The sequence below is a fragment of the Nocardioides sp. Iso805N genome (genome assembly GCF_000364605.1).
Lineage (GTDB): Bacteria > Actinomycetota > Actinomycetes > Propionibacteriales > Nocardioidaceae > Nocardioides.
In genome coordinates, this window is sequence record NZ_KB822578.1 from 63036 (window position 1) to 86845 (window position 23810).

24 protein-coding genes are annotated in these 23810 nt (G+C 70.7%); 15 read left to right on the forward strand and 9 right to left on the reverse strand.

The window, feature by feature from the left end:
• Nucleotides 1-70 precede the first annotated feature (70 nt).
• The 5 genes from H036_RS22430 to H036_RS0110125 all read left to right on the forward strand — a co-directional run bounded on the left by H036_RS22430 (nt 71) and on the right by H036_RS0110125 (nt 5911).
• Nucleotides 71-1654: an ABC transporter ATP-binding protein gene (locus H036_RS22430; RefSeq protein ID WP_017934668.1), complete on the forward strand. Its 1584-nt coding sequence runs from the start codon at nt 71-73 to the stop codon at nt 1652-1654.
• Complete coding sequence (locus H036_RS0110110) at nt 1651-2886, forward strand: ABC transporter permease (protein WP_017934669.1); 1236 nt, start codon at nt 1651-1653, stop codon at nt 2884-2886. Before H036_RS22430 ends, H036_RS0110110 begins: the two co-directional genes overlap by 4 nt.
• Nucleotides 2887-2950: 64 nt before the next feature.
• Complete coding sequence (locus H036_RS0110115; protein ID WP_017934670.1) at nt 2951-4228, forward strand: ABC transporter permease; 1278 nt, start codon at nt 2951-2953, stop codon at nt 4226-4228.
• On the forward strand, nt 4215-4619 hold the full coding sequence (locus H036_RS0110120; protein WP_017934671.1) for a cytidine deaminase: 405 nt from the start codon (nt 4215-4217) through the stop codon (nt 4617-4619). Before H036_RS0110115 ends, H036_RS0110120 begins: the two co-directional genes overlap by 14 nt.
• A complete protein-coding gene (locus H036_RS0110125; protein ID WP_017934672.1) occupies nt 4616-5911 on the forward strand; it encodes a thymidine phosphorylase in 1296 nt (431 codons plus the stop codon). The genes H036_RS0110120 and H036_RS0110125 overlap by 4 nt, the downstream gene beginning before the upstream one ends.
• A gap of 280 nt (nt 5912-6191) precedes the next feature.
• Here H036_RS0110125 and H036_RS0110130 read toward each other — a convergent pair whose 3' ends face one another.
• Complete coding sequence (locus tag H036_RS0110130; RefSeq protein WP_017934673.1) at nt 6192-6647, reverse strand: MaoC family dehydratase; 456 nt, start codon at nt 6645-6647, stop codon at nt 6192-6194.
• Nucleotides 6648-6672: 25 nt separating this feature from the next.
• On the opposite strand from H036_RS0110130, the gene H036_RS0110135 reads away from it, so the two are divergent.
• On the forward strand, nt 6673-7752 hold the full coding sequence (locus tag H036_RS0110135; RefSeq protein ID WP_017934674.1) for an adenosine deaminase: 1080 nt from the start codon (nt 6673-6675) through the stop codon (nt 7750-7752).
• A gap of 20 nt (nt 7753-7772) precedes the next feature.
• On the opposite strand, the gene H036_RS25675 is transcribed toward H036_RS0110135, so the two are convergent.
• Nucleotides 7773-8126, reverse strand: a complete 354-nt coding sequence (locus H036_RS25675; protein WP_017934675.1) for a VOC family protein — start codon at nt 8124-8126, stop codon at nt 7773-7775.
• Nucleotides 8127-8147: 21 nt separating this feature from the next.
• Nucleotides 8148-8678 (reverse strand): VOC family protein, encoded by a 531-nt coding sequence (locus tag H036_RS25680; protein WP_017934676.1) that lies wholly within the window; start codon nt 8676-8678, stop codon nt 8148-8150.
• Nucleotides 8679-8834: 156 nt separating this feature from the next.
• On the opposite strand from H036_RS25680, the gene H036_RS0110145 reads away from it, so the two are divergent.
• The gene (locus H036_RS0110145; RefSeq protein WP_157417242.1) at nt 8835-9398 is read left to right on the forward strand and encodes a Uma2 family endonuclease; all 564 of its coding nucleotides are present in this window, start codon (nt 8835-8837) and stop codon (nt 9396-9398) included.
• A gap of 28 nt (nt 9399-9426) precedes the next feature.
• Here H036_RS0110145 and H036_RS25905 read toward each other — a convergent pair whose 3' ends face one another.
• Nucleotides 9427-10503, reverse strand: coding sequence for a hypothetical protein (locus H036_RS25905; RefSeq protein ID WP_017934678.1), 1077 nt, complete (start codon nt 10501-10503; stop codon nt 9427-9429).
• A gap of 64 nt (nt 10504-10567) precedes the next feature.
• Nucleotides 10568-11239: a deoxyribose-phosphate aldolase gene (gene deoC / locus H036_RS0110155; RefSeq protein WP_017934679.1), complete on the reverse strand. Its 672-nt coding sequence runs from the start codon at nt 11237-11239 to the stop codon at nt 10568-10570.
• Nucleotides 11240-11264: 25 nt separating this feature from the next.
• Between deoC and H036_RS0110160 the strand changes: the two genes are divergently transcribed.
• Both H036_RS0110160 and H036_RS22445 read left to right on the forward strand, forming a co-directional pair.
• Nucleotides 11265-11852 (forward strand): hypothetical protein, encoded by a 588-nt coding sequence (locus H036_RS0110160; protein ID WP_017934680.1) that lies wholly within the window; start codon nt 11265-11267, stop codon nt 11850-11852.
• Nucleotides 11853-11927: 75 nt separating this feature from the next.
• A complete protein-coding gene (locus tag H036_RS22445; RefSeq protein WP_017934681.1) occupies nt 11928-13658 on the forward strand; it encodes a putative bifunctional diguanylate cyclase/phosphodiesterase in 1731 nt (576 codons plus the stop codon).
• Nucleotides 13659-13737: 79 nt separating this feature from the next.
• Here H036_RS22445 and H036_RS0110170 read toward each other — a convergent pair whose 3' ends face one another.
• Nucleotides 13738-15411: a phospho-sugar mutase gene (locus H036_RS0110170; RefSeq protein ID WP_017934682.1), complete on the reverse strand. Its 1674-nt coding sequence runs from the start codon at nt 15409-15411 to the stop codon at nt 13738-13740.
• A gap of 30 nt (nt 15412-15441) precedes the next feature.
• Between H036_RS0110170 and H036_RS0110175 the strand changes: the two genes are divergently transcribed.
• A complete protein-coding gene (locus H036_RS0110175) occupies nt 15442-15909 on the forward strand; it encodes an SRPBCC family protein (RefSeq protein WP_017934683.1) in 468 nt (155 codons plus the stop codon).
• Between the two features lie 28 nt (nt 15910-15937).
• Here H036_RS0110175 and H036_RS0110180 read toward each other — a convergent pair whose 3' ends face one another.
• Nucleotides 15938-16738: a purine-nucleoside phosphorylase gene (locus H036_RS0110180; protein ID WP_017934684.1), complete on the reverse strand. Its 801-nt coding sequence runs from the start codon at nt 16736-16738 to the stop codon at nt 15938-15940.
• 233 nt (nt 16739-16971) lie between these two features.
• On the opposite strand from H036_RS0110180, the gene H036_RS24375 reads away from it, so the two are divergent.
• Both H036_RS24375 and H036_RS0110190 read left to right on the forward strand, forming a co-directional pair.
• Nucleotides 16972-17379 (forward strand): hypothetical protein, encoded by a 408-nt coding sequence (locus H036_RS24375; RefSeq protein WP_017934685.1) that lies wholly within the window; start codon nt 16972-16974, stop codon nt 17377-17379.
• Nucleotides 17380-17433: 54 nt separating this feature from the next.
• A complete protein-coding gene (locus H036_RS0110190) occupies nt 17434-18483 on the forward strand; it encodes an ABC transporter permease (protein WP_017934686.1) in 1050 nt (349 codons plus the stop codon).
• A gap of 1 nt (nt 18484) precedes the next feature.
• Here the strand turns inward: H036_RS0110190 and H036_RS0110195 are convergent, their stop codons facing one another.
• Nucleotides 18485-18937 carry a gamma-glutamylcyclotransferase gene (locus H036_RS0110195; protein WP_017934687.1) on the reverse strand — a complete coding sequence of 151 codons (453 nt, stop codon included), beginning with the start codon at nt 18935-18937 and terminating at the stop codon, nt 18485-18487.
• A 70-nt stretch (nt 18938-19007) separates the two neighbouring features.
• On the opposite strand from H036_RS0110195, the gene lpdA reads away from it, so the two are divergent.
• Both lpdA and H036_RS0110205 read left to right on the forward strand, forming a co-directional pair.
• Nucleotides 19008-20408: a dihydrolipoyl dehydrogenase gene (gene lpdA / locus H036_RS0110200; protein ID WP_017934688.1), complete on the forward strand. Its 1401-nt coding sequence runs from the start codon at nt 19008-19010 to the stop codon at nt 20406-20408.
• A 113-nt stretch (nt 20409-20521) separates the two neighbouring features.
• Entirely contained in the window at nt 20522-21931 is a 1410-nt protein-coding gene (locus tag H036_RS0110205) for an NAD(P)H-quinone dehydrogenase (protein ID WP_017934689.1), read from the forward strand.
• 116 nt (nt 21932-22047) lie between these two features.
• Here the strand turns inward: H036_RS0110205 and H036_RS0110210 are convergent, their stop codons facing one another.
• Nucleotides 22048-22338 (reverse strand): DUF1540 domain-containing protein, encoded by a 291-nt coding sequence (locus tag H036_RS0110210; protein ID WP_017934690.1) that lies wholly within the window; start codon nt 22336-22338, stop codon nt 22048-22050.
• A gap of 173 nt (nt 22339-22511) precedes the next feature.
• Between H036_RS0110210 and H036_RS22455 the strand changes: the two genes are divergently transcribed.
• Nucleotides 22512-23774: a SpoIID/LytB domain-containing protein gene (locus H036_RS22455; RefSeq protein WP_017934691.1), complete on the forward strand. Its 1263-nt coding sequence runs from the start codon at nt 22512-22514 to the stop codon at nt 23772-23774.
• Nucleotides 23775-23810 lie beyond the last annotated feature (36 nt).

Genomic DNA, 23810 nt, shown 5'->3' on the forward strand with positions numbered 1-23810 from the left:
CGCGGGGGAGCCCTGGGCTCCCCCGCGACGCTTTCGTGCCCATTAGTGTGAGATCGACCAAGGAGGTGCGGTGAAGCTCGAACTTCGGGGGATCACCAAGCGCTTCGGCTCTCTGACCGCCAACGACCACATCGATCTGGTCGTCGAGCCGGGGGAGATCCATGCGCTGCTGGGCGAGAACGGCGCTGGCAAGAGCACGTTGATGAACGTCCTCTACGGGCTCTACCAGCCGGATGAGGGCGAGATCCTCGTCGACGACGAGCCGGTCACGTTCTCCGGCCCCGGCGACGCGATGGCCGCGGGCATCGGCATGGTGCACCAGCACTTCATGCTGATCCCGGTCTTCACCGTCGCGGAGAACATCGAGCTCGGGCACGAGCGTGTCCGCGGACTGCTGCCCCGCATCGTCGGCAGGCTGGATCGCCGACGCGCACGGCGCGAGGTGCAGGAGGTCTCGCAGCGCTACGGCCTGGCCGTCCCCGTCGACGCGCTCGTGCAGGACCTGCCGGTCGGCGTGCAGCAGCGCGTGGAGATCCTCAAGGCGCTGGTCCGCGACGCCAAGGTGCTGATCCTCGACGAGCCGACGGCCGTGCTGACGCCGCAGGAGACCGACGACCTGATGAAGATCATGGTCTCGCTGAAGGAGAGCGGCACGGCGATCGTCTTCATCACCCACAAGCTGCGGGAGGTCCGGGCGGTCGCCGACAAGATCACCGTGATCCGTCGTGGCAAGGTCGTGGGCACCGCATCGCCGGAGTCGAGCCCGGCCGAGCTGGCCTCACTGATGGTGGGGCGCCCGGTCAAGCTCAACGTCGACAAGACGCCCGCGCAGCCGGGGGCCGACGTGGTCGAGGTCTCCGGCGTACGCGTCCTCGACGAGGCCGGCGCGGTCACGGTCGACGACGTCAGCTTCACCGTCAGGTCCGGCGAGATCTATGCGCTCGCCGGCGTCCAGGGCAACGGCCAGACCGAGCTCACCGAGGCGCTGGTCGGCCTCGACCGGGCATCGGAGGGCAGCATCCGGGTCGCCGGTGTCGACGTCACCCGGATGAGCACCGACGACATCCTCGGCCTCGGCGTGGGTTACGTCCCCGAGGACCGCCTGCACGACGGCCTGGTCTCGAGCTTCACGGTCGCCGAGAACATGGTGCTCGACCTCTACGACGTGGAGCCCTACTCGGGCCGGCTCAACCTGGACCTGAAGCACATCCGGCAGCACGCCGAGAGCAAGGTCGAGGAGTACGACGTCCGCACCTCCTCGATCGACCACGCCGCCTCCACGCTATCCGGCGGCAACCAGCAGAAGGTCGTGCTCGCGCGCGAGATGTCGCGGCAGCTGAAGCTGCTGATCGTCGCCCAGCCGACCCGCGGTCTGGACGTCGGATCGATGGAGTTCGTCCACAAGCGGATCGTCGCCGAGCGCGACAACGGCGCCGCGGTCATCCTGATCTCGAGCGAGCTCGACGAGGTCCTCGGCCTCGCCGACCGGATCGGCGTGATGTATCGCGGCAAGATCATCGGTGAGGTGCCCGCGGGCACCGACGCAGAGGAGATCGGCATGCTGATGGCCGGCCAGGCCGACGGCCCCCACCCGGGCGCGCAGAACCCGGGCGCGCAGAACCCGGGCGAGCAGAGCACGGGAGAGACCCGATGAGCGCCACCACGGCGGAGACCCCCGCCCCCGCGCCGGCTCCGGACACTGCTTCGGCCAAGCGCCGAAGCCAGGCCTGGGACACCGCCCTGGTCACGGTGCTCTCATTCGTGACGGCACTGGTCATCTCGGCGGTCCTGATCGCGATCTCCGACAAGCAGACCCGCGACTCGTTGCAGTACTTCGCGCACTACCCCGGTGACACCTTCCGGTACGCCTGGTCCGCCATCTGGCATACCTACCAGGCGCTGTTCTACGGCGCGATCTTCAACCCGCACACCGCCGCCAACGGCACCATGGCCGGCTACCTCGGTCCGATCTCGGAGACGTTGACCAACGCCACCCCGCTGATCGCCGGCGGTCTTGCCGTCGGTGTCGCGTTCCGGGCCGGTCTGTTCAACATCGGCGGTCAGGGCCAGATCATCATCGGCGCCGTCTTCGCCGGTTTCGTGGGCTTCCACTGGCACCTGCCCGCCGGCATCCACCTGGTCGCGGCGATCCTGGCCGGCATCCTGGGCGGGGCGCTGTGGGGCGGCATCGCCGGCTTCCTCAAGGCCCGCACCGGCGCGCACGAGGTCATCACCACCATCATGCTCAACTACGTCGCGATCAACCTGCTCGGCTACCTGCTCTCGGTCAAGGGCTTCCAGGCCCCGCCGTACGGCCAGGCGATCGCCAACCCGGTCGACCACAACGCCACCCTTCCGCTGCTGCTCGGCAGCAGCCTGCGGGTGCACCTCGGCCTGATCCTGTCGCTGGCCGCGGCCTGGCTCGTCTGGTGGCTGCTGAAGTACAGCCGGCTCGGCTTCCGGCTCAGGGCGGTCGGGGCCAACCCGTTCGCGGCCCGGACCGCCGGCATGCACGTGGAGAACAGCTACATCGTGGTGATGCTGATCTCGGGCGCGCTCTGCGGTCTCGCCGGTGTCTCGCAGGTCCTCGGCACCAACCCGCAGATCACCAGCGACATCGACGGCGGCATCGGCTTCGACGCCATCACCGTGGCGCTGCTGGGTCGGGCGAACCCGGTCGGCACCGTCTTCGCCGGTCTGCTTTTCGGCGCCCTGCGGGCAGGCGGTCCGCTGATGCAGCAGTACGCGCCGATCGAGCTGGTCCAGGTGATCCAGTCGCTGATCGTCCTCTTCATCGCCGCGCCGGCGTTGATCCGCTCGATCTACCGGCTCAAGACGTCCGGGCCCTCCGTGGGAGCCGAGCTCGCGAAGGGGTGGAACGGATGAGCCACCCCACGCGATTCAGCTCCTCCGCTTCGCTCCTCCGCCAAACAATCGATCGGGGACCCCGATGAGCGCCGCCGTGCAGACCGAGGACCTCACCGTCGACCATCGGGTCGTCGACACCTCGCTCAGCCCCCGCACGCGACTGCTGCGTGCGGCTGCCTACGCCGTACTCGGGTTGATCTCGCTGGTGTGGCTCGGCCTTGACGTGGACGGTGGCACCGCCCACCTCGTCTTCGATACTCACACCGTCTCGCTCCCCGCCAAGGCGACCGTCATCGTCGTCGGCGTCGTGCTGCTCGGCATCGCCGCCTGGCAGGCGGTGCGCGGCTTCGGCAAGCGGGCCACGCCGTGGGTCGCGGGGATCGCGTTCGTGCTGTTCATGGTTGCGTTCTTCTGCTGGGTCTCCACGCAGGGCAACAATCCCGACATCGACGTCGTCGGCCTCCTGCAGAACTCGATCGGGCTGTCGGTGCCGCTGATCCTGGGTGCGCTCGCCGGCGTGATGTGCGAGCGCTCCGGGGTCATCAACGTCGCCATCGAGGGACAGATGCTGGCCGGCGCCTGGGCCGCCGCCCTGGTCGGCAGCGTCGCGGTGACCTGGGTCGGCCTGTTCGGTGCGCTCGCGGCGGGCGCCTTCATGGGCGTGCTGCTGGCGGTGTTCGCGATCCGCTACCTGGTCAACCAGGTGGTGCTGGGCGTGGTGCTCAACGTGCTGGCCGCGGGTCTGACCGGCTTCCTCTTCGACGCGTTCATGCAGACCGACAGCGAGAAGTTCAACACCCCGGGCGTGCTCGGGGAGATCGACATCCCGCTGCTGCACTCGATCCCGGTGATCGGCCCCCTGTTTTTCGAGGCCAACATCGTGGTCTACCTGACCTACATCCTGATCTTCGGTGTCGACGTGGCGCTCTTCCGCACCCGCTGGGGCCTGCGTACCCGCGCGATCGGCGAGCACCCGAAGGCCGCCGACACCGTCGGCATCAAGGTGCTGGCGCTGCGCTACCGCAACGTCCTGATCGGGTCGGCCATCGCCGGGCTGGGTGGTGCCTACTTCACCATCGGATCGGTCGGCGGCTTCGCCAAGAACATCACCTCCGGCAACGGCTTCATCGCGCTGGCGGCGGTCATCTTCGGGCGCTGGTCGCCGCGCGGCGCCACCGCCGCGGCGCTGCTGTTCGGCTTCGCGATCGCGCTGCAGAACAACCTGTCGATCAACACCCACGCGATCCCGTCGTACTTCCTGGCGATGCTGCCCTACGTCGCCACCATCGTGGCCGTGGCCGGCCTGGTCGGGAAGGTGCGCGCCCCGGCCGCTGACGGTGAGCCCTATGTCAAGCAGTGAGCCGTCGGCCCAGGTCTGGGCCACCCTGAGGGCGGCCGCCGAGAGCGCCGCCGAGCACGCGTACGCGCCGTACTCGGGCTTCTCGGTGGGTGCTGCCGCGCTCGTCGAGGACGGCCGGATCGTGAGCGGGTGCAACGTCGAGAACGCCGCTTACGGCGTGACGCTCTGCGCCGAGTGCGGCCTGGTCTCTCAGCTGCACCTGACGGGTGGTGGCCGGCTGACGCACTTCGTGTGCGTCAACGGCGCCAGCGAGCTGATCATGCCGTGCGGCCGCTGCCGCCAGCTGCTGTGGGAGAACGGCGGCCCTGCCCTGGTGTTGCTGACCCCGCGCGGCGAGCGCACCATGACCGACGTACTGCCCGATGCCTTCGGACCAGAGGATCTGACATGACGACCGAGACCTCGCACGACGTGATCGAGGTGATCCACACCAAGCGCGACGGTGCGGAGCTGAGCGACAGCCAGATCGACTGGGTGATCCGCGCCTACACCGACGGGCGGGTCGCCGACGAGCAGATGGCGGCGCTCAACATGGCCATCCTCCTGCGCGGGATGAGCCGCCGCGAGATCGCCCGCTGGACGGCGGCGATGATCGCGACCGGCGAGCGGATGTCCTTCGCGTCGCTCTCGCGCCCCACCGCCGACAAGCACTCGACCGGGGGAGTGGGCGACAAGATCACCCTCCCGCTCGCGCCGCTGGTGGCCGCCTGCGGGGTCGCGGTGCCACAGCTGTCCGGCCGGGGCCTGGGCCACACCGGTGGCACGCTCGACAAGCTCGAGTCCATCCCCGGCTGGCAGGCGTCGCTGAGCAACGAGGCGATGTTCGCCCAGCTCGAGGACGTCGGTGCCGTGATCTGCGCCGCCGGCGCGGGCCTGGCCCCGGCCGACAAGAAGCTCTACGCACTGCGCGACGTCACCGGCACCGTCGAGTCGATCCCGCTGATCGCCTCCTCCATCATGAGCAAGAAGATCGCGGAGGGCACCGGCGCGCTGGTGCTGGACGTGAAGGTCGGCAGCGGTGCCTTCATGAAGTCGCTGGCCGACGCGCAGGAGCTGGCCCGCACGATGGTCGATCTCGGCACCGACGCCGGCGTCCACACCGTCGCGCTGCTCACTGACATGTCCACCCCGCTCGGTCTGACCGCCGGCAACGCACTCGAGGTCGCCGAGTCGGTCGAGGTGCTCGCCGGCGGCGGACCCGCCGACGTGGTCGAGCTGACCGTCGCGCTGGCGCGGGAGATGCTGCTCGGCGCCGGCGTCACCGACGTGGATCCGGCCGAGGTGCTCGCCTCCGGCCGCGCGATGGACGCCTGGCGGGCGATGATCGCCGCCCAGGGCGGCGACCCGACCGCGGCGCTGCCGGTGGCCCGCGAGACGCACGTGGTCAATGCTTCGGCCACCGGTGTACTGACCCGGCTGGACGCGCTCGCGGTCGGCCTGGCCGCCTGGCGGCTCGGCGCTGGTCGCGAGCGCAAGGAGGACCCGGTGCAGTACGGCGCCGGCGTCGTCTGGCACGCCCGTCCCGGCGATCGGGTGACCGAGGGGCAGCCGCTGTTCACCCTGCATACCGACACCCCGGAGCGGTTCGAGCGGGCGCTGGCGGCGCTGGCGGGCGGATATGACATCTCGCCCGCGGGGGCGGCGTACACGGCTTCGGCGCTGATCCTCGACCGGATCTCCTGACCACCGGTTGAGTCGGGCCCCCGTACGGGTTGAGTCGGGCCTCCGTACGGGTTGAGTCGTGCCTCCGTGCCGCGTGGCGGGGCGCGCCTGCCGGTGGTGTGGTGCCGCGGGGCGCGCCTGCCGGAGGGACACCTGGCGGCAGGCCTCGCTCCGCTCCCCGCTCGTCCCTCACGGGAAGCTCCGGCTGCGGCAGCGCCGCTGCGGTGTCCCTCCGTCCGGCGCGCCCCGCGGCGTGTCCCTCCGTCCGGCGCGCCCGGCGGCAAGTCGTTCCGGCCGGCGGTCAGCTGTCGAGGAGGAGGACCAGGGTCTCGGCGACGCAGGCCGGTTTGGTCTCGCCCTCGATCTCCACGGTGTAGGAGATGGTCGCCTGGAGGCCGGCGGGGAGGGGGGTGACGTCGGAGAAGGTGGCGGTGCCGCGGAAGCGCTTGCCGACCAGGAGCGGGTTGGGGAAGCGGACCTTGTTCAGGCCGTAGTTGAGCTTGGCGCCTGGGGTCTCGAGGGAGAAGAGCTGGGCACCGAGCCAGGGGACCAGCGACAGGGTGAGGTAGCCGTGTGCGATCGTGCCGCCGAACGGGCCGGTCGCAGCGCGATCGACGTCGACGTGGATCCACTGGTGATCGTCGGTGGCGTCGGCGAAGGCGTTGACCCTCTCCTGGGTCATCTCGACCCAGTCGGTGCTGCCCAGCGGCTCGCCTGCGGCTGCGGTGATCTCGTCGTAGGTGGTGAAGACGCGCATCGGTTCCTCCTGCTTGGATGGTCCTGTGCGATCCAACCAGCAGCAGCCCACTCCTGCCCAGATCGTCCAGGCACCGAAGGTCCTCCTGCACGATCACCTCGACGGCGGCCTGCGCGCGGCCACCGTGCTCGAGCTCGCTGCCGGCATCGGGCACGCGCTGCCGGCGACCACCGCGGAGACGCTCGCGGACTGGTTCGCCGAGAGCGCCGACTCGGGGTCGCTGGAGCGCTACCTGGAGACCTTCAGCCACACGGTCGCGGTGATGCAGGACGCCGACGCCATCACCCGCGTCTCGCGCGAGGCGGTCGAGGACCTGGCCGATGACGGCGTCGTGTACGCCGAGATCCGCTACGCACCCGAGCTCCACCTCGACGGTGGGTTGGAGCTGGAGGAGGTCGTCGCAGCGGTGCATCGCGGTTTCGAGGAGGGCATGGCGACCCGCCCCGGCATCCGGGTGCGGCAGCTGCTCACCGCGATGCGGCAGGCAGCCCGCGCCTCCGAGATCGCGCTGCTGGCCATCGACTGGCGCGACCGGGGTGTGGCCGGCTTCGACATTGCCGGGCCCGAGGCGGGCTTCCCGCCGACCCGGTTCCTGGCGGCGTTCGAGCTGCTCGCCGCCGAGAACATGCGCTACACCATCCACGCCGGCGAGGGCTTCGGGCTGCCGTCCATCTGGGAGGCGGTGCACCCCTGCGGTGCCGACCGGCTCGGTCACGGCGTGCGCATCGCGGAGGACATCACGGTCGCGCCCGACGGCACAGCCACCCTGGGTCGGCTGGCGGCGTACGTCCGTGACCGGCGGATCCCGCTGGAGATCTGCCCTCGCTCCAACGTCCAGACCGGGGCCGCGGCCTCGATCGGTGAGCACCCGATCGGGCTGCTCGCCGATCTCGGCTTCCGGGTCACGGTCAACACCGACAACCGGCTGATGTCCCGCACCTCGATGAGCGCGGAGATGGCCGGCCTGGTCGACGCCTTCGGCTACGACCTGGCCCAGCTGGAGAAGCTGACCACCAACGCGATGAAGTCGGCGTTCCTGCCCTACGACGAGCGGGTCGACCTGATCCACCGGATCAAGGAGGGGTACGCCGCGCTCGCCGACTGAGACATGACGTCAAGAGCGAGTCACCCCGCGTAGGCGGCCTCCAGCGTGGCGAGATCGATCTTGTGCATCGGCATGAAGGCCTGCACGACTCGGTCGACCTGCTCGGGCGTGCCCTGGGAGAGCATGGTGTCCATCGCTGCGGGCACGATCTGCCACGAGACGCCGAACCGGTCCTTGAGCCAGCCGCACTGCTCGGCCTCGGGCACTGCCGAGAGCGCCTGCCAGAGTCGGTCGACCTCGGCCTGATCGGCGCAGCGCACCACCAGCGAGACCGCCTCGTTGAACCCGAAGGCGTGTCGCGGATCGGCGCTGTCCATCGCGGTGAACCAGGAGTCGCCGAGTCGGAAGTCGCTGAACATGATCGTCTCCGGCACCGTGTGCTCGATGCCTTCGGGTCAGCGCACCAACCGGCCGGGGCGCGAGTCGGGGAACAGGTCCCGGTAGGTGGCGCCGGCCTCCTCCGCTCGCCCGGCGGCGTTGCCGACGAAGAGCAGCGAGGTCAGGATCGGTGGCCGCGGCTCACCGGCCGGGTCGGTCAGCATGATCTGCCAGGAGACGCCGAAGGGGTCGTCGACCCAGCCGTAGCGCTTGCTGAACGGGTACTCGCCCAGCGGCATCCGCTCGCTGCCACCCTCGCTGAGCGCGCCCCACAGCCGGTCCACCAGCGCCGGCGCGTCCTCGACCCGGCTGGGATCGACGTTCACGGTGAAGGAGATCGACGGGTTGATCGAGAACACGGGGCCGGCGCTGATCGCCATGAAGTCCTGTCCCCAGAGCGTGAACGCGACCACGTCGCTGTCACCGCTGGGGGTGTCGTGCAGGGTGGCGCTGCTCGTGACCTGGGCCTCGGGGAACACGGAGGCATAGAAGGCGGCCGCCTCGGCGGCCTGCGTGTCGAACCAGAGGTGCGGCGTGATCGTCGACATGCACCCAGCATGCGCCGGGGCCGGGTCGGTTTTCCACAGATCCGCCCGGGGTGCTTTCGCGGAACGGTCGTGCACAGCAGGCTGATGGTGCCCCGAGAGCTCGGGATCGGTGTCACCATGGGGGAGTCGGATGTGTCCGGTTCGCAGGGGGTCGTCATGCCAGCCGCTGTCGAGGAGCCCGTACGACGGGTGCCGATGTCGCTCGCGAGCTTTCTCGCGCTCGATCCGCCCGAAGGCGTGCGAGCTGAGTGGGTGGACGGGCTCGCCGTCATGAGCCCGACCGGTACGCGGCCACATCAGCTGGTGGCGAAGCGGCTGGTGCGTCTGATTGAGGACGCCCTCGACGGCGTCGAGGCCTACCAAGAGGGCGGGATCAGTCTTGCTCGGTCCCGGCGGATCGCCGATGTCTTCGTCGAGGTCGTCGGGGCCGACAGTGGTGACGAGGTCTGGAACACGGTCATGCCGTTGCTCGTCGCCGAGGTGATCTCGCCGAGCAGCCGCACCGAGGACAGGGTCCGCAAGCTCGACGAGTACCTTGCCGGCGGGATCGGCTACTACCTGCTCGTCGACCGCTTCGAGAACACACTGGTGGCGCTGCGCAACGACGGTGGCGTCTGGACGCCGGTCCTCGAGCTCGACACGCAGACGCCCGCGGGCCGGCTGGTCGTCGGCGAGCACGGCACGGTCGACCTGGACCTGACGGCGCTGTTCGCATTCTGACGCTCGTCGCGGCAGTGGCGTCGGGACCTCAGCGTGGTACGACGATCGACCAGACCCGCGGCCAGCCGCCCAGCCCGGTCCGGTGCGCGGTGAACTGCTCGCGGGTCAGGGTGCGGACTGCTCCGTCCGCCGGGTCGAAGACCTGCAGCGCGTCGCCGTCGGTGCTCACCACCAGGGTCACGTGCCGCGGCAGCAACCGGGTGCCGACGTAGAGGCCGGAGAAGAAGCCGCGGGTCGCGGCAGCGTGCAGTCGGTCGAACGCCCTGCCGGGGGAGAGGTAGCCGAGGCCGAGGGTGTAGCGCACGCCCTCGATCTCGTGCAGCTGGTGTGCCACCGACCAGAAGGCCGTGCCCAGCCGCCGCGGCCAGCCGTGGAAGCTGCGGTGCGTCTCCTGCACCACCCGGCCGAACCGCGGCCTGATCTCGGCTGCCCAGGCCGGATCGCGCAGCATCCGCGCCACCACCACGGCCGTGGCGCCGCAGGAGTCGTTGTCGGGCTGACGCAGCCCGGCGGGCAGGATCGCCGTCTGCGGGCGCAGGCGGGCTCGGAGCTCGCGGTAGGCCTGCTCGGGCGTCGCCACCCGGCAGCCCTTCGCCAGTGCGTCGGCCACCACCCGCCGCTGGGCGCGCATCAGGGCCAGCCCGCGGCGCACGAGGACCAGCGGCGGCTTGCGCCGCTCGCGCAGGTCACGCACCAGTCGCCGCCAGAACGTCACGACCGGCCGCTGCGTGATGCAGTACGCCGCCAGCAGGTGCCCGGCGTGCTCGCATGCGGCCACGATCTCCTGGGCGAAGATCCCCTCGGCCACGAACGCGGCGTGCTCGTCCAGAGTCAGCGTCTGCACCCCGGTGCGGCCGTCGTGCGCGATCTCGTAGACCGGGACCTCGGCGGTGCCGGTGGCGCACAGCTCGCCGATCGCCCGCATCGCATCCGCCCGCAACCAGGACTCGGGGTCGTCCCAGTCGACCAGGCCGGCGTTGGGGCCGGTCCGGATCCGGGGCAGGGAGGGGTCGCCGCCGTCCTTGTAGAAGTCGTCCAGGCGCAACACCGGCAGGCCGAGGCGGCGGCTCAGCCGCGACTTGCCCGAGCCGGACGGTCCGGCCACGACGATGACCCTTCGCGACGCCTCGTTCCTCGGCTCCTCAGGGACCACCCGAGCGGTCACAGGGTCAGTAGCCGGAGCCGACGTCGGAGCCCGCGTCCGCGAGCAGCGCGCGCGAGCCGGAGACACCCAGCCGGGTGGCGCCGGCGGCGATCATCGCCTCGGCCTGCGCCAGCGTGCGGACGCCGCCGGAGGCCTTGACCCCGAGGTCCGGGCCGACGGTCTCCCGCATCAGCCGGACGGCGTGCTCGGTGGCACCGCCGGCCGGGTGGAAGCCGGTGGAGGTCTTCACGAAGTCGGCGCCCGCCGCGACCGCGGCGGTGCAGACGCCGACGATCTCCTCGTCGGTGAGGGCGGCCGACTCGATGATCACCTTGAGCACGGTGGGGCTCGGCGCCGCGGATCGCACGGCGGCGATGTCGGCCTGCACGTCGTCGTACCGATGCTCGCGTGCGGTGCCGATGTCGATCACCATGTCGATCTCGTCGGCGCCCAGGGCGACCGACTCGGCGGCCTCGGCGGCCTTGACGGCGGAGGTGTGCTTGCCGCTGGGGAAGCCGCACACCACGGCGACCTTGAGCCCTTCGGGGACCGCGAGCGGCAGCATCGAGGGAGAGACGCACACGGAGTAGGTGCCCAGCTCGACCGCCTCGGCGATCAGCGCCTCCACGTCGGCGCGGGTGGCCTCGGGCTTCAGCAGGGTGTGGTCGATGATGCGGGCGATGTCGGCGGCACTCACCGGGTCAGTCTATGGTGACGGCACGATGAGCGAGGAGTCAGCGAAGCAGGTGCGGTGGTTCACGGCCAACGGGCGCACGACCGGGGTCCTGACGCTCGTGCTCTGGGCGGCCGTGGCGGTCTTCGCCGTGATCGACGGCGCACCCCTGGTCGTCTTCGGCGTACTCGTGCTGGCCGCTGTCCTGACCTACGTCACGCTGCTGCGTCCTTGCGTCGGTGTCACCGAGGACGACCTGGTCTACCGGCAGATGTTCTCCGACCTCCGGATCCCGCTGGCGTCTGTCGACAGGATGCGCGTGGTGCGGTTCTTCGAGGTCACCGTCGACGGGCGGCGCTACGTCTCACCGGCGCTGGCGCGCCGCCGGCAGCGACGGCCTCCTGGCCGCCTCGCCCTGAGCGGACCGGAGCGTCCTGACACCGAGACGATCTATGTCGACATGGTCGAGGACACCCTCCGCACGGCGATCGCCGAGGCGAGGGCACGCGCCGCCGTCGACGGCAGCGACGGCCGCGACGGCGCTGCGACGCCAGGGGTCCGGCGTACGTGGGTCTGGCCGGAGATCACCGCGATGGTCGTTGCCGTGATCCTCCTCGTCGTCCTCATCGCCATTTGAGGCGATATTCCCGCGTCCTCCTCGACATCACCCCGCGATACCGGCAGTATCCGGAACGATGACAGGAGTGGTGTGATGGTTCGGTCGGCTGCTGGCGACGCATGGTCCTTCGACCTCGCACGCGCCTGGCGTGAGCCGCCGGCCCTGGCGACCAGCCGCACGCGGCGGATCAGCGGCGCGTTCTTCCTGACCTTCGGCGGCGTCCTGCTGATGCTGTGCGCGCCTCTCGTCCCGGGATCCCACGCTGCGCACCTGTGGCGCTTCGTCGCCGGAGCGGTCGCGGTGGGCTCCGCTGTCGGCTGGTACGTGCTCGGCGCCCGGGCACCGAGGTGGCTCTTCGTCGCACTCCTCGTCACGGTGGTCATCGGCGTCGCGACCCTGGTCAGGACGGCCGCCAGCTCGCTGAACGCCAGCTCCTTCAGCGCCTGCTTCCTGCTGCCGCTCACGGCGGCGGCGCTGCTGCTGCCGTTGCGGCGCGCCGTACTCGTCCTGCTGCTCACCATCGTGCTCGGCTCGTGGGCGTTGCACACCCTCGGCACCACCGCCAGCGACGTGGTCATGCGGGCCGGCTGCGCGCTGGGCATGTTCGGCATGGTCGCCTGGCTGGCCCGGGTCGCGGACGGCGCGCACCAGGACCCGCTCACCGGGCTGCTGAACCGGCACGGGTTCGAACGACGGCTGGAGGAGCAGCTGGCGCGCCTGGAGCGAGGGGGCGGTCAGGGTGCGCTCGTGGCACTCGACCTCGACTACTTCAAGCGGGTCAACGCCAGCGGCGGACACAGGTACGGCGACAGGATCATCGTCGAATGCGCCGCGGCATGGCGCGCGATGCTTCCCCCCGACGCCCTCCTGAGCCGCTACGGCGGAGACCACTTCGTGGTGATGCTTCCCAGCACGCCGCTCGGTCGCGCTGCCGACCTCGCCGACCGGCTCCGCGCCGCGATCGTCGAGGGCACCACCGTCTCAGCCGGCGTCGCCGCCTGGCAGTACGGCGACTCGGGCTCGATGCTGCTCAACCGCGCCGACGTGGCGCTCTACGACGCCAAGGCAACGGGTCGCGACCGCACCGTCGTGTACGGCGATCCCGAGCGCGCGGCCAGCGAGCTCGAATCGGCGATCTCCAACGGCGAGATGCGGGTGATGCTGCAGCCGATCGTCGATCTGCCGACCGGAGAGACCGTCAGCTACGAGGCGCTGGTCCGCTGGGAGCGCCCCGGCCGCGGCGAGATCGCACCTCTCAACTTCGTCCCGCAGGCCGAGCGCACCGGTGCGATCCACTCCCTGGGTGCCTGGGTGCTGGCGGAGTGCTGCCGGCTGGCGACGATGGTGCGCAACTCGAACCGCTCGATCGGGGTCAACGTCTCGGTGCACGAGCTGCGCGGGGCCGACTACGCCGAGAACGTCCGCAGGCTCCTGGAGGAGTGGGCACTGCCCGGCGAGATGTTCATCTTCGAGGTGACCGAGAGCGTCTTCGAGGACGAGGACCCGCAGGTCGCGCTCAACCTGCACGGCCTGCGCGCGCTGGGGGCGCAGGTGGCGATCGACGACTTCGGCGCGGGCTACTCCTCGCTGCGACGCATCGAGCTGTTGCCGATCGACCTGATCAAGGTCGACGGTGCACTGGTCTGCACGATCCGAGAGGGTCACGACGTCCCGATCCTGCGAGCCGTGGTGACCATGGCCAAGAGCCTCGGCGTCCGGCTGGTGGCCGAGCACGTCGAGAACGAGTATCAGGCCGCCACCCTGCAGAACCTGGGCTATCACCTGGCTCAGGGCTACTACTTCGGCCGGCCGGCGATCCCCTGAGGGCCGCGTGAACCAGGCGTGAACCCACCGTGCGGGGGCGCGCCGCAACGCTGACCACCCGCCCGGTGAGAGGGCCGGGTCACAGGGCCAGCGCGGCCCCGACGTCGGCCTTCAGCCGCTCCAGCCGGTTCACGGCCTCGGCCCTGGCTCGCGGGAGGTCGTCGGCGACGTCCACGACCACCTCGAGGTAGCACTTCAGCTTCGGCTCGGTGCCGCTGGGCCGCACGATCACGCGCGCCCCGCCCTCGAGTCCGTAACGGAGGCCGTCGGTCGGCGGCAGCGTCGCCGTACCCTCGCTGAGGTCGTCGGTCGACAGTACCGCCCGGCCGCCGAGTGAGGCCGGGGGAGCGGCTCGCAGCCGCTCCATGGCGCGGGTGATCTCGGCCAGATCGACGACGCGGACAGAGAGCTGGTCGGTGGCGTGCAGACCGTGTTGCAGCGCGATCTCGTCGAGCCGGTCGAGCAGGGAGCGTCCCTCCGCCTTCAACAGGGCGGCGAGCTCCACGATCCGGATCCCCGCGGAGATGCCGTCCTTGTCCTTGACCACATCGGGGTCGACGCAATAGCCCAGCGCCTCCTCGTAGCCGAACGCGAGCCCCTCGACGCGGCCGATCCACTTGAAGCCGGTCAGCGTCTCGGTGAACGGCTGCCGGTGTGCCGCGGCCAGCTTGGCCAACAGCGAGGAGGAGACGATCGAGCAGGCATAGGTCCCGCGGGTGCCGGTGCGCAGCAGGTGGTCGGCGAGGAGCGCGCCCACCTCGTCGCCGCGCAGCATCCGCCACCCTTCAGGCGCAGGTACGGCGACGGCGCACCGGTCGGCGTCCGGGTCGTTCGCCACGACCAGGTCGGCACCGACCTCGGCGGCCTTGGCCAGCGCGAGATCCATCGCGCCCGGTTCCTCGGGGTTGGGGAAGGCCACCGTCGGGAACGCCGGGTCGGGCTCGGCCTGCTCGGCCACGCTGATGGCCTCCGGGAAGCCGGCCAGTCGCAGGGCGCGAAGCATCAGGTCGGAGCCGACACCGTGCAGCGCGGTGTGCACCACGCTGATCTGACGGGGGCCGCACGTGTCGACCAGGGACGAGACACGGGCGAGGTAGCGACCGACCAGGTCGTCGCCGAGCACGGTGCCGGCGTCGCCGCGGGGGACGTCGGCGAGCGCGCCCACGGCGTCGATCTGCGCGGCGATCCCGGCGTCGGCCGGCGGCACGATCTGGGATCCGTCTCCCAGGTAGACCTTGTAGCCGTTGTCCTGCGGCGGGTTGTGGCTGGCGGTCACCATCACACCGGCGACCGCGCCCTGGTCGCGGATCGCGAAGGCGAGCACCGGGGTGGGCAGGGCGCGCGGCAGCAGCAGTGCCTCGAAGCCCGCGCCGGTCATCACCTCGGCGGTGTCGCGGGCGAAGACGTCGGAGTTCTTCCGCGCGTCGTACCCGATCACGACGGGGCCGTGCGCGCCGGTCTTCTTCAGGTAGGCGGCCAGGCCGGCGGCCGCGCGGATCACCACCACCCGGTTCATCCGGTTGGGGCCTGCGCCGAGGGCACCGCGCAGCCCCGCCGTACCGAACTGCAGCGTGCCGCTGAACCGGTCGGCGAGGTCGGCGGCGGCGTCCTCGTCGGCCGGCGCCGCCTCGACCAGGGCGGCGAGCTCCTCGCGAGTCTCGGGGTCGGGGTCGTCGGCCAGCCAGGCGCGTGCGGTCTCCAGCAGCGACGTGGTCCCTGAGGAGCCGAGGGACGAGGCCTCACGAAGGGTCATGGTCGAACGCTATCCCGGCAGGATGGGGTCATGGCTACGCCGTACGTCTTCCGCGAGCACTGGACCGTGACGGGTCCGCCGGAGCGGGTCCGCGATCTGCTGGTCGACCTCGAGCACTATCCCGAGTGGTGGCCGCAGGTGGTGGCGGTGGCCAAGGCGGGGGAGGACGACGCGGTGGTGCTGTGCCGCTCGGCGCTGCCCTACACGCTGGAGCTGCGGCTGCACGCCGTCAGCCGCGAGCTGCCGACCATCGAGGTCGCCATCGACGGCCACCTGCGCGGCTACGTGCGCTGGACGCTGACGCCGTACGGCGAGGACACCGAGCTGGTCTGGGAGCAGCGGGTGACCGTGCATGGCTGGCTGGCGCCGGTGGCCGCCCTAGCACGGCCCTTCCTGCGCTGGAACCACGCCCGGATGATGGCCGGGGGACGCGCGGGGCTGACCCGTCGTCTCGGGGCGTCAGGCCCGCACGACGACGCCGGCTCCCAGCGCCGGTAGGCGTCGATCTCCTCGCCGAGCCCGCAGGTCAGATCTCGGGGACGATGCGCGCGAGCAGCTCTCCCATCCGGCTGGCAGCGGCGCGACCGGCCTCGAGGACCTCTGCGTGGTTGAGCGGCTGGTCGCTGATGCCGGCGGCGAGGTTGGTGACCAGGCTGATGCCGAGCACCTCCATCTTCGCCTCGCGGGCGGCGATCGCCTCGAGCGTGGTGGACATGCCGACCAGGGTGCCGCCGATGATGCCGGCCATCCGGACCTCGGCGGGGGTCTCGTAGTGCGGTCCGGGGAACTGCACGTAGACGCCCTCGTCCAGGCTCGGGTCGAGCTCCTTCGCGCGGGCACGGAGCCGGGGGCTGTAGAGGTCGGTGAGGTCCACGAAGTTGGCACCGACCAAGGGGCTGGTGCCGGTGAGGTTGATGTGGTCGCTGATCAGCACCGGCGTACCAGGCGACCACGTCGGCTTGAGACCGCCGCAGCCGTTGGTGAGCACGATCGCGCGGCAGCCGGCCGCGGCTGCGGTGCGGACCGGATGCACGACCGCGGCCACGCCCTTGCCCTCGTAGTAGTGGGTGCGGCTGAGGAAGACCAGCAGGTTCTTCTCGCCGGCTCGGACGCTGCGGATCTTGCCGCTGTGGCCGGCGACCGCTGCGGCGCTGAACCCAGGCAGGTCGGTGGTGTCGATCTCCGCGTTCGGCGTGCCGAGTGCGTCGACGGCGGGCAGCCAGCCGCTGCCGAGGACCAGCGCGACGTCGTGGCGCTCGACGCCGGTGATCCGGGCGAGCTCGGTGGCCGCCTCCTGGGCGAGCTGGTAAGGCGTTCCCTCGGTCATGGGTGCGACCCTACGGCTTCACCCGACCATGGGCGGAAGCAGCCGACGGGTGGCGCCGCAGGTCGTCACGGTTCGGGCTGAGCGCGACGTGGCTGTGGACGACGGTGCCGGAGGCTGCCCTGTGGACCGAACACGACGTCGAGCGCCCCTGCTGTGGAGGACCGTTTGCGGCTCCCGCACCGGCGAACGAGCGTGGGAGCCATGACTGATTCGACAAGGAGCCGTTCGCTCCGATGCTTGTGTCCCAGGCCGACGTGGAGCAGATGTGGCGCACACTGATGCAGCCGCTCGGCTGGAGGCGTCGAGCGTTGTGGTTCTCCCTGGTCGCGCCCGATGGCCGTCCGCTGCCACAGGTGTGCGAGGTCGCCGACCTGCCGGACGAGATCGATGGGGAGGGGCACGCCGCCGCCGCGACGCTCTGGCGCGACCTGCTCGCCGACCTGGTGCCGGGTGGGCGGATCGCGCTGCTGTTCGTGCGTCCGGGCGGCGGAGGGCCGAGCGCTGCCGACCGTGCGATCGCTGGCGGGGCCTACGCGGCGTGCCGTGCTGCCGGAGTCCCCTTGGAGGTGATCCACCTGGCCACTGACGACGATGTCTGGCCGCTGCCCGCGGACGACGTCGTCGACCGGCGGGCATCATGAGATGCGCGCCACGATCGACGACAGGCAGCCGCGGTCCACCGTAGGGTCGGGGCCGTGACGAGCCCAGAGCAAGAGACCGCCGAGAAGCCGGATGTCGGACTGCTGGAAGACCTCAAGGACGCGGTGTCGGTGCGCACCGTGCTGCTGGTCCTCGGGGTGCTGTTCGTCCAGCTGGCCTTCGTCGCCTCCTACGTGGGCGCCTTCCACAACCCGACCCCGCACGACGTGCCGATCGGCGTGGTCGCGCCCCAGCAGCAGGCCGCCCAGCTGAAGCAGCAGCTCGACGCCGCCGCCGGGCATCCGCTCGCACCCGAGATCGTCACCGATCGGGCGACGGCGGTCCAGCGCGTCAAGTCGGCCGACCTCGCCGGTGTGTTGGTCGTCGACCCCACCTCGACGACCGACGAGCTGATCGTCGGATCCGGCGGGGGCGCCTCGCTGGCGACCGCTCTCGAGGAGCTCGCCAACCAGGTGGGCGCCCAGCACGGCCGCACCGTCAAGGTCACCGACGTCGTGCCGCTCCAGTCGGGCGACGCACGGGGCCTCAGCGGCTTCTACCTGGTCGTCGGCTGGCTCGTCGGGGGCTATCTGGTCGCGTCGCTGCTCGGTGTCGCCAAGGGCGCTCGACCGGCCACGCCGCGTCGGGCGGCCATCCGGCTCGGTGCCACCGTGCCCTACGCGCTCGCGTCGGGGCTGGGCGGCGCTCTGATCGTCGACCAGTGGCTGGGCGCGCTGACCGGGCACTTCTGGGCGCTGTGGGGCCTCGGCACCCTTCTCGTGCTCTCCGCCGCGACGGTGACGATGGCCTTCCAGGTCCTCTTCGGCACCATCGGAATCGGCCTGACGGTGCTGCTCTTCGTGGTCATCGGCAATCCCAGTGCGGGCGGTGCCTACCAGGCCCGGCTGCTGCCTTCGCTGTGGCGCGGCGTCGGCGCCTGGATCCCCAACGGCGCCGGCACCGACGCGGTCCGGCGCATCGTCTACTTCGGAGGCGAGGGCGTCGCCAGCCGCGTGTGGGTCATCGTGGTCTACATCGTCCTCGGCGTCGCGGTCACGCTCGGCGCCTCGGTCCTGCGCGAGCGTCGGCTCCGCAGGACCGCCTAGCTCACTGCTCGATCGAGCGGCACGGGCGGGTGCGTAGCCACCGCACGTAGTCGGCGGGCGCGTCGGCTGCCTCCGCGGCGGCCGCGATGGTGCCCAGGTAGTGCGCCGAGGGCAGACCACCCTCGTAGGCGTCCAGGACGTAGGTCCACGCCACCACATCGCCGGTCAGCGTGTTGATCCGGACCTTCGTACGCCGGTAGAGCCCGGTGTCGGTCGACTGCCACTCGTCGAGGGTGTGCTCGTCCTCGCGGGTGACGTCGTAGATGGCGATGAAGACCTGTTCGAACGGGTCCGGCACGATCGTGGCCAGCGCGCCGTCCCAGCCGTGCTCCTCGCCGCCGAAGGTGAGTCGCCACTCGCCCAGCCAGCCCGTGGTGCGCAGTGGGGAGTGCGGGCAGCGTTGCGCCATGAGGGCGGGGTCGAGGTTGGCCCCGTAGGCGGCGTACAGGCTCACGGAGCGAACGTTACCGGCGGGTGTCGAAGGCGACACCGGGTGGGAGGCTCGTGCCGTCTACCCTTGAGCCGTGACCCACTTCGATGTCCTCGTCCTCGGCGCTGGCCCCGGTGGCTACGTCGCCGCCATCCGCGCCGCCCAGCTCGGCAAGACCGTAGCCGTGGTGGAAGACAAGTACTGGGGCGGGGTGTGCCTCAACGTCGGCTGCATCCCCTCCAAGGCCCTGCTACGGAACGCCGAGCTCGCGCACGTGCTGACCCACGAGAAGGCGAAGTTCGGCATCGAGGGCGATGCCACGATGTCGTTCGGCCCGACGCACGCCCGCTCCCGCCAGGTGAGCGCCGGCATCGTCAAGGGCGTTCACTACCTGATGAAGAAGAACAAGATCACCGAGATCGACGGCTGGGGGACGCTGAGCGGCCCGAAGGCGATCGACGTGAAGGGGCACGACGGCGCGACCGTCTCCTACACCTTCGACAACCTGATCATCGCCACCGGCGCGACCGTGCGCAGCGTCCCGGGTGTCACGCCCAACGGCCAGAACATCGTCACCTACGAGGAGCAGATCCTCGACGCGAACCTGCCGAAGTCGATCATCATCGGCGGCTCGGGCGCGATCGGTGTCGAGTTCGCCTACGTCCTGAAGAACTTCGGGGTCGACGTCACCATCATCGAGTACGTCGACCGGATGGTCCCGACCGAGGACGCGGACGTCTCCAAGGAGCTCGCCCGGCACTACAAGAAGCTCGGCGTCAACGTGCTGACCTCGACCGCCGTCAAGGGCGTCGAGGACACCGGCTCGGGCGTGCGCGTCACGGTCGCCCCGGCGGCCGGCGGCGAGGAGCAGGTGCTCGAGGCCGACAAGTTCCTGGCTGCCTTCGGCTTCGCGCCGCGGGTCGAGGGCTTCGGCCTGGAGAACGCGGGCGTCGAGCTGACCGAGCGCAAGGCGATCGCGATCGACGGCCGTGGCCAGACCAACGTCGAGGGCGTCTACGCGATCGGCGACTGCACCGGCAAGTTCATGCTGGCCCACGTCGCCGAGGCGATGGGCATCGTCGCCGCCGAGACCATCGCGGGCGCCGAGACCATGGAGATCAACTTCGACATGGTCCCGCGGGCGACCTACTGCCAGCCGCAGATCGCCTCCTTCGGCTACTCCGAGGCGCAGGCCAAGGAGAAGGGCTACAACGTCAAGACCTCGTCGTTCCCGTTCTCGGCCAACGGCAAGGCGCAGGGCCTGGGCGAGGCCGTCGGCTTCGTCAAGGTGATCGCCGACGCGGAGCACAACGAGATCATCGGTGCCGCCATGATCGGCCCCGACGTGACCGAGCTCCTGCCGGTGCTGACCTTGGCCCAGCAGTGGGACCTCACCGCCGACGAGGTCGGCCGCAACGTCTTCGCTCACCCGACCCTGGGCGAGGCGGTCAAGGAGGCCATTCACGGCATCGCCGGCCACATGATCAACCTCTGAGTCGAGAGGTCACTTTCTGCAGGTTGAGAGGTCACTTTCCGCGCATCTCGATGCGCGGAAAGTGACCTCTCGGCCATTTCGGGCGCGCACGAGGCTGATGAGAGGATGACGCCATGCCAAAGGTCGTGATCATCGGTGGAGGACCCGGCGGATATGAGGCCGCGCTCGTCGCGCAGCAGCTGGGAGCCGAGGTCACCGTCGTCGACCGCGACGGCATCGGCGGCAGTGCGGTGCTCACCGACTGCGTGCCGAGCAAGACCCTCATCGCCACCGCCGAGGTGATGACCGACATGGCCCAGGCTGCCGAGCTGGGCATCAGCTTCGCCGACAGCGAGGGTGATGCGGCGACCCAGCTCAGCGTCGACCTCGCCAAGGTCAATGCGCGGGTGAAGTCACTGGCTACCGCGCAGTCCGCGGACATCGAGGGTCGGCTCACCCGTCGCGACATCCGGATCGTCAAGGGGCTCGGCCGGCTCGGCAAGCGTGCCGGGGTCGGCGGCGGTGAGGTCATCGCGACCAAGCCGGACGGCAGCGAGGAGGTCCTCCACGCCGACAGCGTGCTGATCGCCACCGGCGCACGTCCGCGCGTGCTCGCGTCCGCCCAGCCGGACGGCGAGCGGATCCTCACCTGGGAGCAGGTCTACGACCTCGACGAGCGGCCCGAGCACATGATCGTGGTCGGTTCGGGCGTCACCGGTGCCGAGTTCGCCAGCGCCTATCTCGCGCTCGGGAGCCAGGTCACCCTGGTCAGCAGCCGTGACCGGGTGCTGCCGGGCGAGGACGCGGACGCGGCCGAGGTGCTCCAGGACGTGCTCGAGCGGCGCGGCATGAACATCCTCGGCAACTCGCGGATGGCCTCGGTGACCCGGGACGGCGGCGTCGTCACCGTCACCCTCGCCGACGGCCGCACCGTCACCGGCAGCCACTGCATCCTCGCGCTGGGCTCGATCCCCAACACCGAGGGTCTCGGCCTCGAGGAGGCCGGTGCGCAGCTCGACGAGAGCGGCTTCATCAAGATCGACAAGGTCAGCCGCACCTCGGCCCCGGGCGTGTACGCCGCGGGTGACTGCACCGGCGGCTTCATGCTCGCCAGCGTGGCCGCGATGGCCGGGCGGGTGGCGATGCGACATTTCCTCGGCGACGCGGTCCAGCCGGTCGACCTCAAGGAGATCAGCTCCAACGTCTTCACCAGCCCCGAGATCGCCACCGTCGGCTGGTCGGAGGCCGCGCTGGCAGAGGGGGAGATCGAGGCCGACGTGGTCAAGCTCGACCTCAGCGGCAACGCGCGCGCCAAGATGCAGGGCATCACCGACGGGTTCGTGAAGGTCATCGCCCGACGCGGCAGCGGCGTCGTCATCGGCGGCGTCGTGGTCGGCCCGCGCGCCAGCGAGCTGATCCACCCGATCAGCCTCGCGGTCAAGGCCAACCTCACGGTCGATCAGCTCGCCAACACGTTCACCGTCTACCCCTCGCTCAGCGGCTCGACGGCCGAGGCCGCGCGCCGCCTGCACCGGGTGGACTGACAGCCGCCAAGCACCCAGCGGTACGGCGCGACGCTCGGCGTACCGCGTCGGCGGTGCTGACCCCTCGACCGGCAGAAACTGACCTCTCGACCGGCAGAAACTGACCTCTCGACGTCTCAGTTGGCGCTGGCGAAGGTCAGGCAGTCCGCGACGTCGCCGCCCATCCCGACCTCGACGCCCGTGGCGGTGCACTCGAGGTCGGAGTTGTGCATGCAGTCGGTGCGGTGGCACGCGCCGACCATGCCCGTCCCCTGCGTCCCGCCCTTGTCACCGTGCGCGTAGTAGGTGCCGCACGCGGCGGTGTCCTCCATCACGGTGATGGCGCCGGCGTGGCAGTCGTGGTCATGGTTGTAGGAGCAGCCTTCGACGCTGCACGTGCTCACGATCGGCAAACTCAGGGTGGTCATGCGGAACCTCCGGTGCTGGGATGCGTGGACGTTGATCCCACGGTGCTCCGCTTCACCCGCCGGCGTCTAGCCAGGTGAGGCTGGCCTTCCCAGAATGTCTTTACTCCTCTCCCGTCCCAACCGGCCGATGGGTTAGCGTCGCCGTACCGCATCTCTCGAGGGAGCAAGCCACGATGTCAGTACGCCGCCGGCTCGGCTCGTCCGCCGGCCTGCTCGCAGCATGCACCGCGCTCCTCCTCGCGCTGATGCCGCTCGCCGCACCTGCGGCGCAGGCCAAGGCCCCCGGCGCGGTGATCACCACCGCGCTGACGGTGCGGGGCAACGGCTACGGGCACGGCCACGGGATGTCGCAGTGGGGTGCCGAGGGTGCGGCGCGCAAGGGCCTGAACTACCGCCAGATCGTCGGCTTCTACTACCCCGGCACCGCCTGGGGCAGCGCCACCGGCAAGGTGCGGGTGCTGATCACTGCCGACACCAGCCGATCGGTCGTGGTGCTGGCGCGTGCCGGGCTCCTCGCCCGCCGGGTCGGCCACGCCCGCACCTGGAAGCTGGCACATCGCCAGCCCCGTGCCACCCGGTGGCGGATCGTGCCGGTTTCAGGTGGCCGCAGCAAGGTGCAGTACAAGCTCAAGTCCTGGCACAAGCTGGCCACCGTCAGCGGAGATCTGGAGTTCACCGCCGGTGGCGCCCCGATCTCGCTGGTGCTACCCGGACACCGCACCGTGGCCTATCGAGGTGTCCTGCGCGCTGCCAGCCCGCACGCCGGCGGCATGGACCGCGACACGGTCAACATCCTCCCGCTCGACAGCTACCTGAAGGGTGTGGTGCCCCGGGAGATGCCGGCGCTGTGGCACACCGCCGCGGTCGAGGCGCAGGCGATCGCGGCCCGCACCTATGCGGCCTTCGAGCGCACCGGCCAGCACGGCTACTACCAGATCTGCGACACCTCCGCCTGCCAGGTGTACGGCGGCTACAGCGGCGAGAACCCCGCCTCCAACGCGGCCGTCGAGGCCACGGCCGGACAGATCCTGACCTACGGCGGCCAGCCCGCCTTCACCCAGTTCTCGGCCAGCAACGGCGGCGCGAGCCTCGCCGGCGGCCAGCCCTACCTGATCTCCCAGACGGACCAGTACGACGCGGCCGTCTCGCCGTACCGGGGCTGGACCACGACCGTGACCCCCGCCTCGATCCAGGCGCGCTGGCCCAAGATCGGCCATCTGACCGGGCTGAAGGTGACTCCGTCCACGGCGAACGCACCCGGCGCGGGCTACGTCGCCACCGTGACGATCACCGGCACCGGTGGCAGCGTCAGCGTGAGCGGCGATGCGTTCCGCAGCTTCGCGGGGCTGCGCTCGACGTGGTTCAGCATCACCCTGCCGGGCGGGACCACCACGCCGAGCCCGAGCACGACCGGGAGCACGACTCCGGGTACCTGACCTTCCTCACCCCGCCGCGGCGGGTCGGTGTGAGGA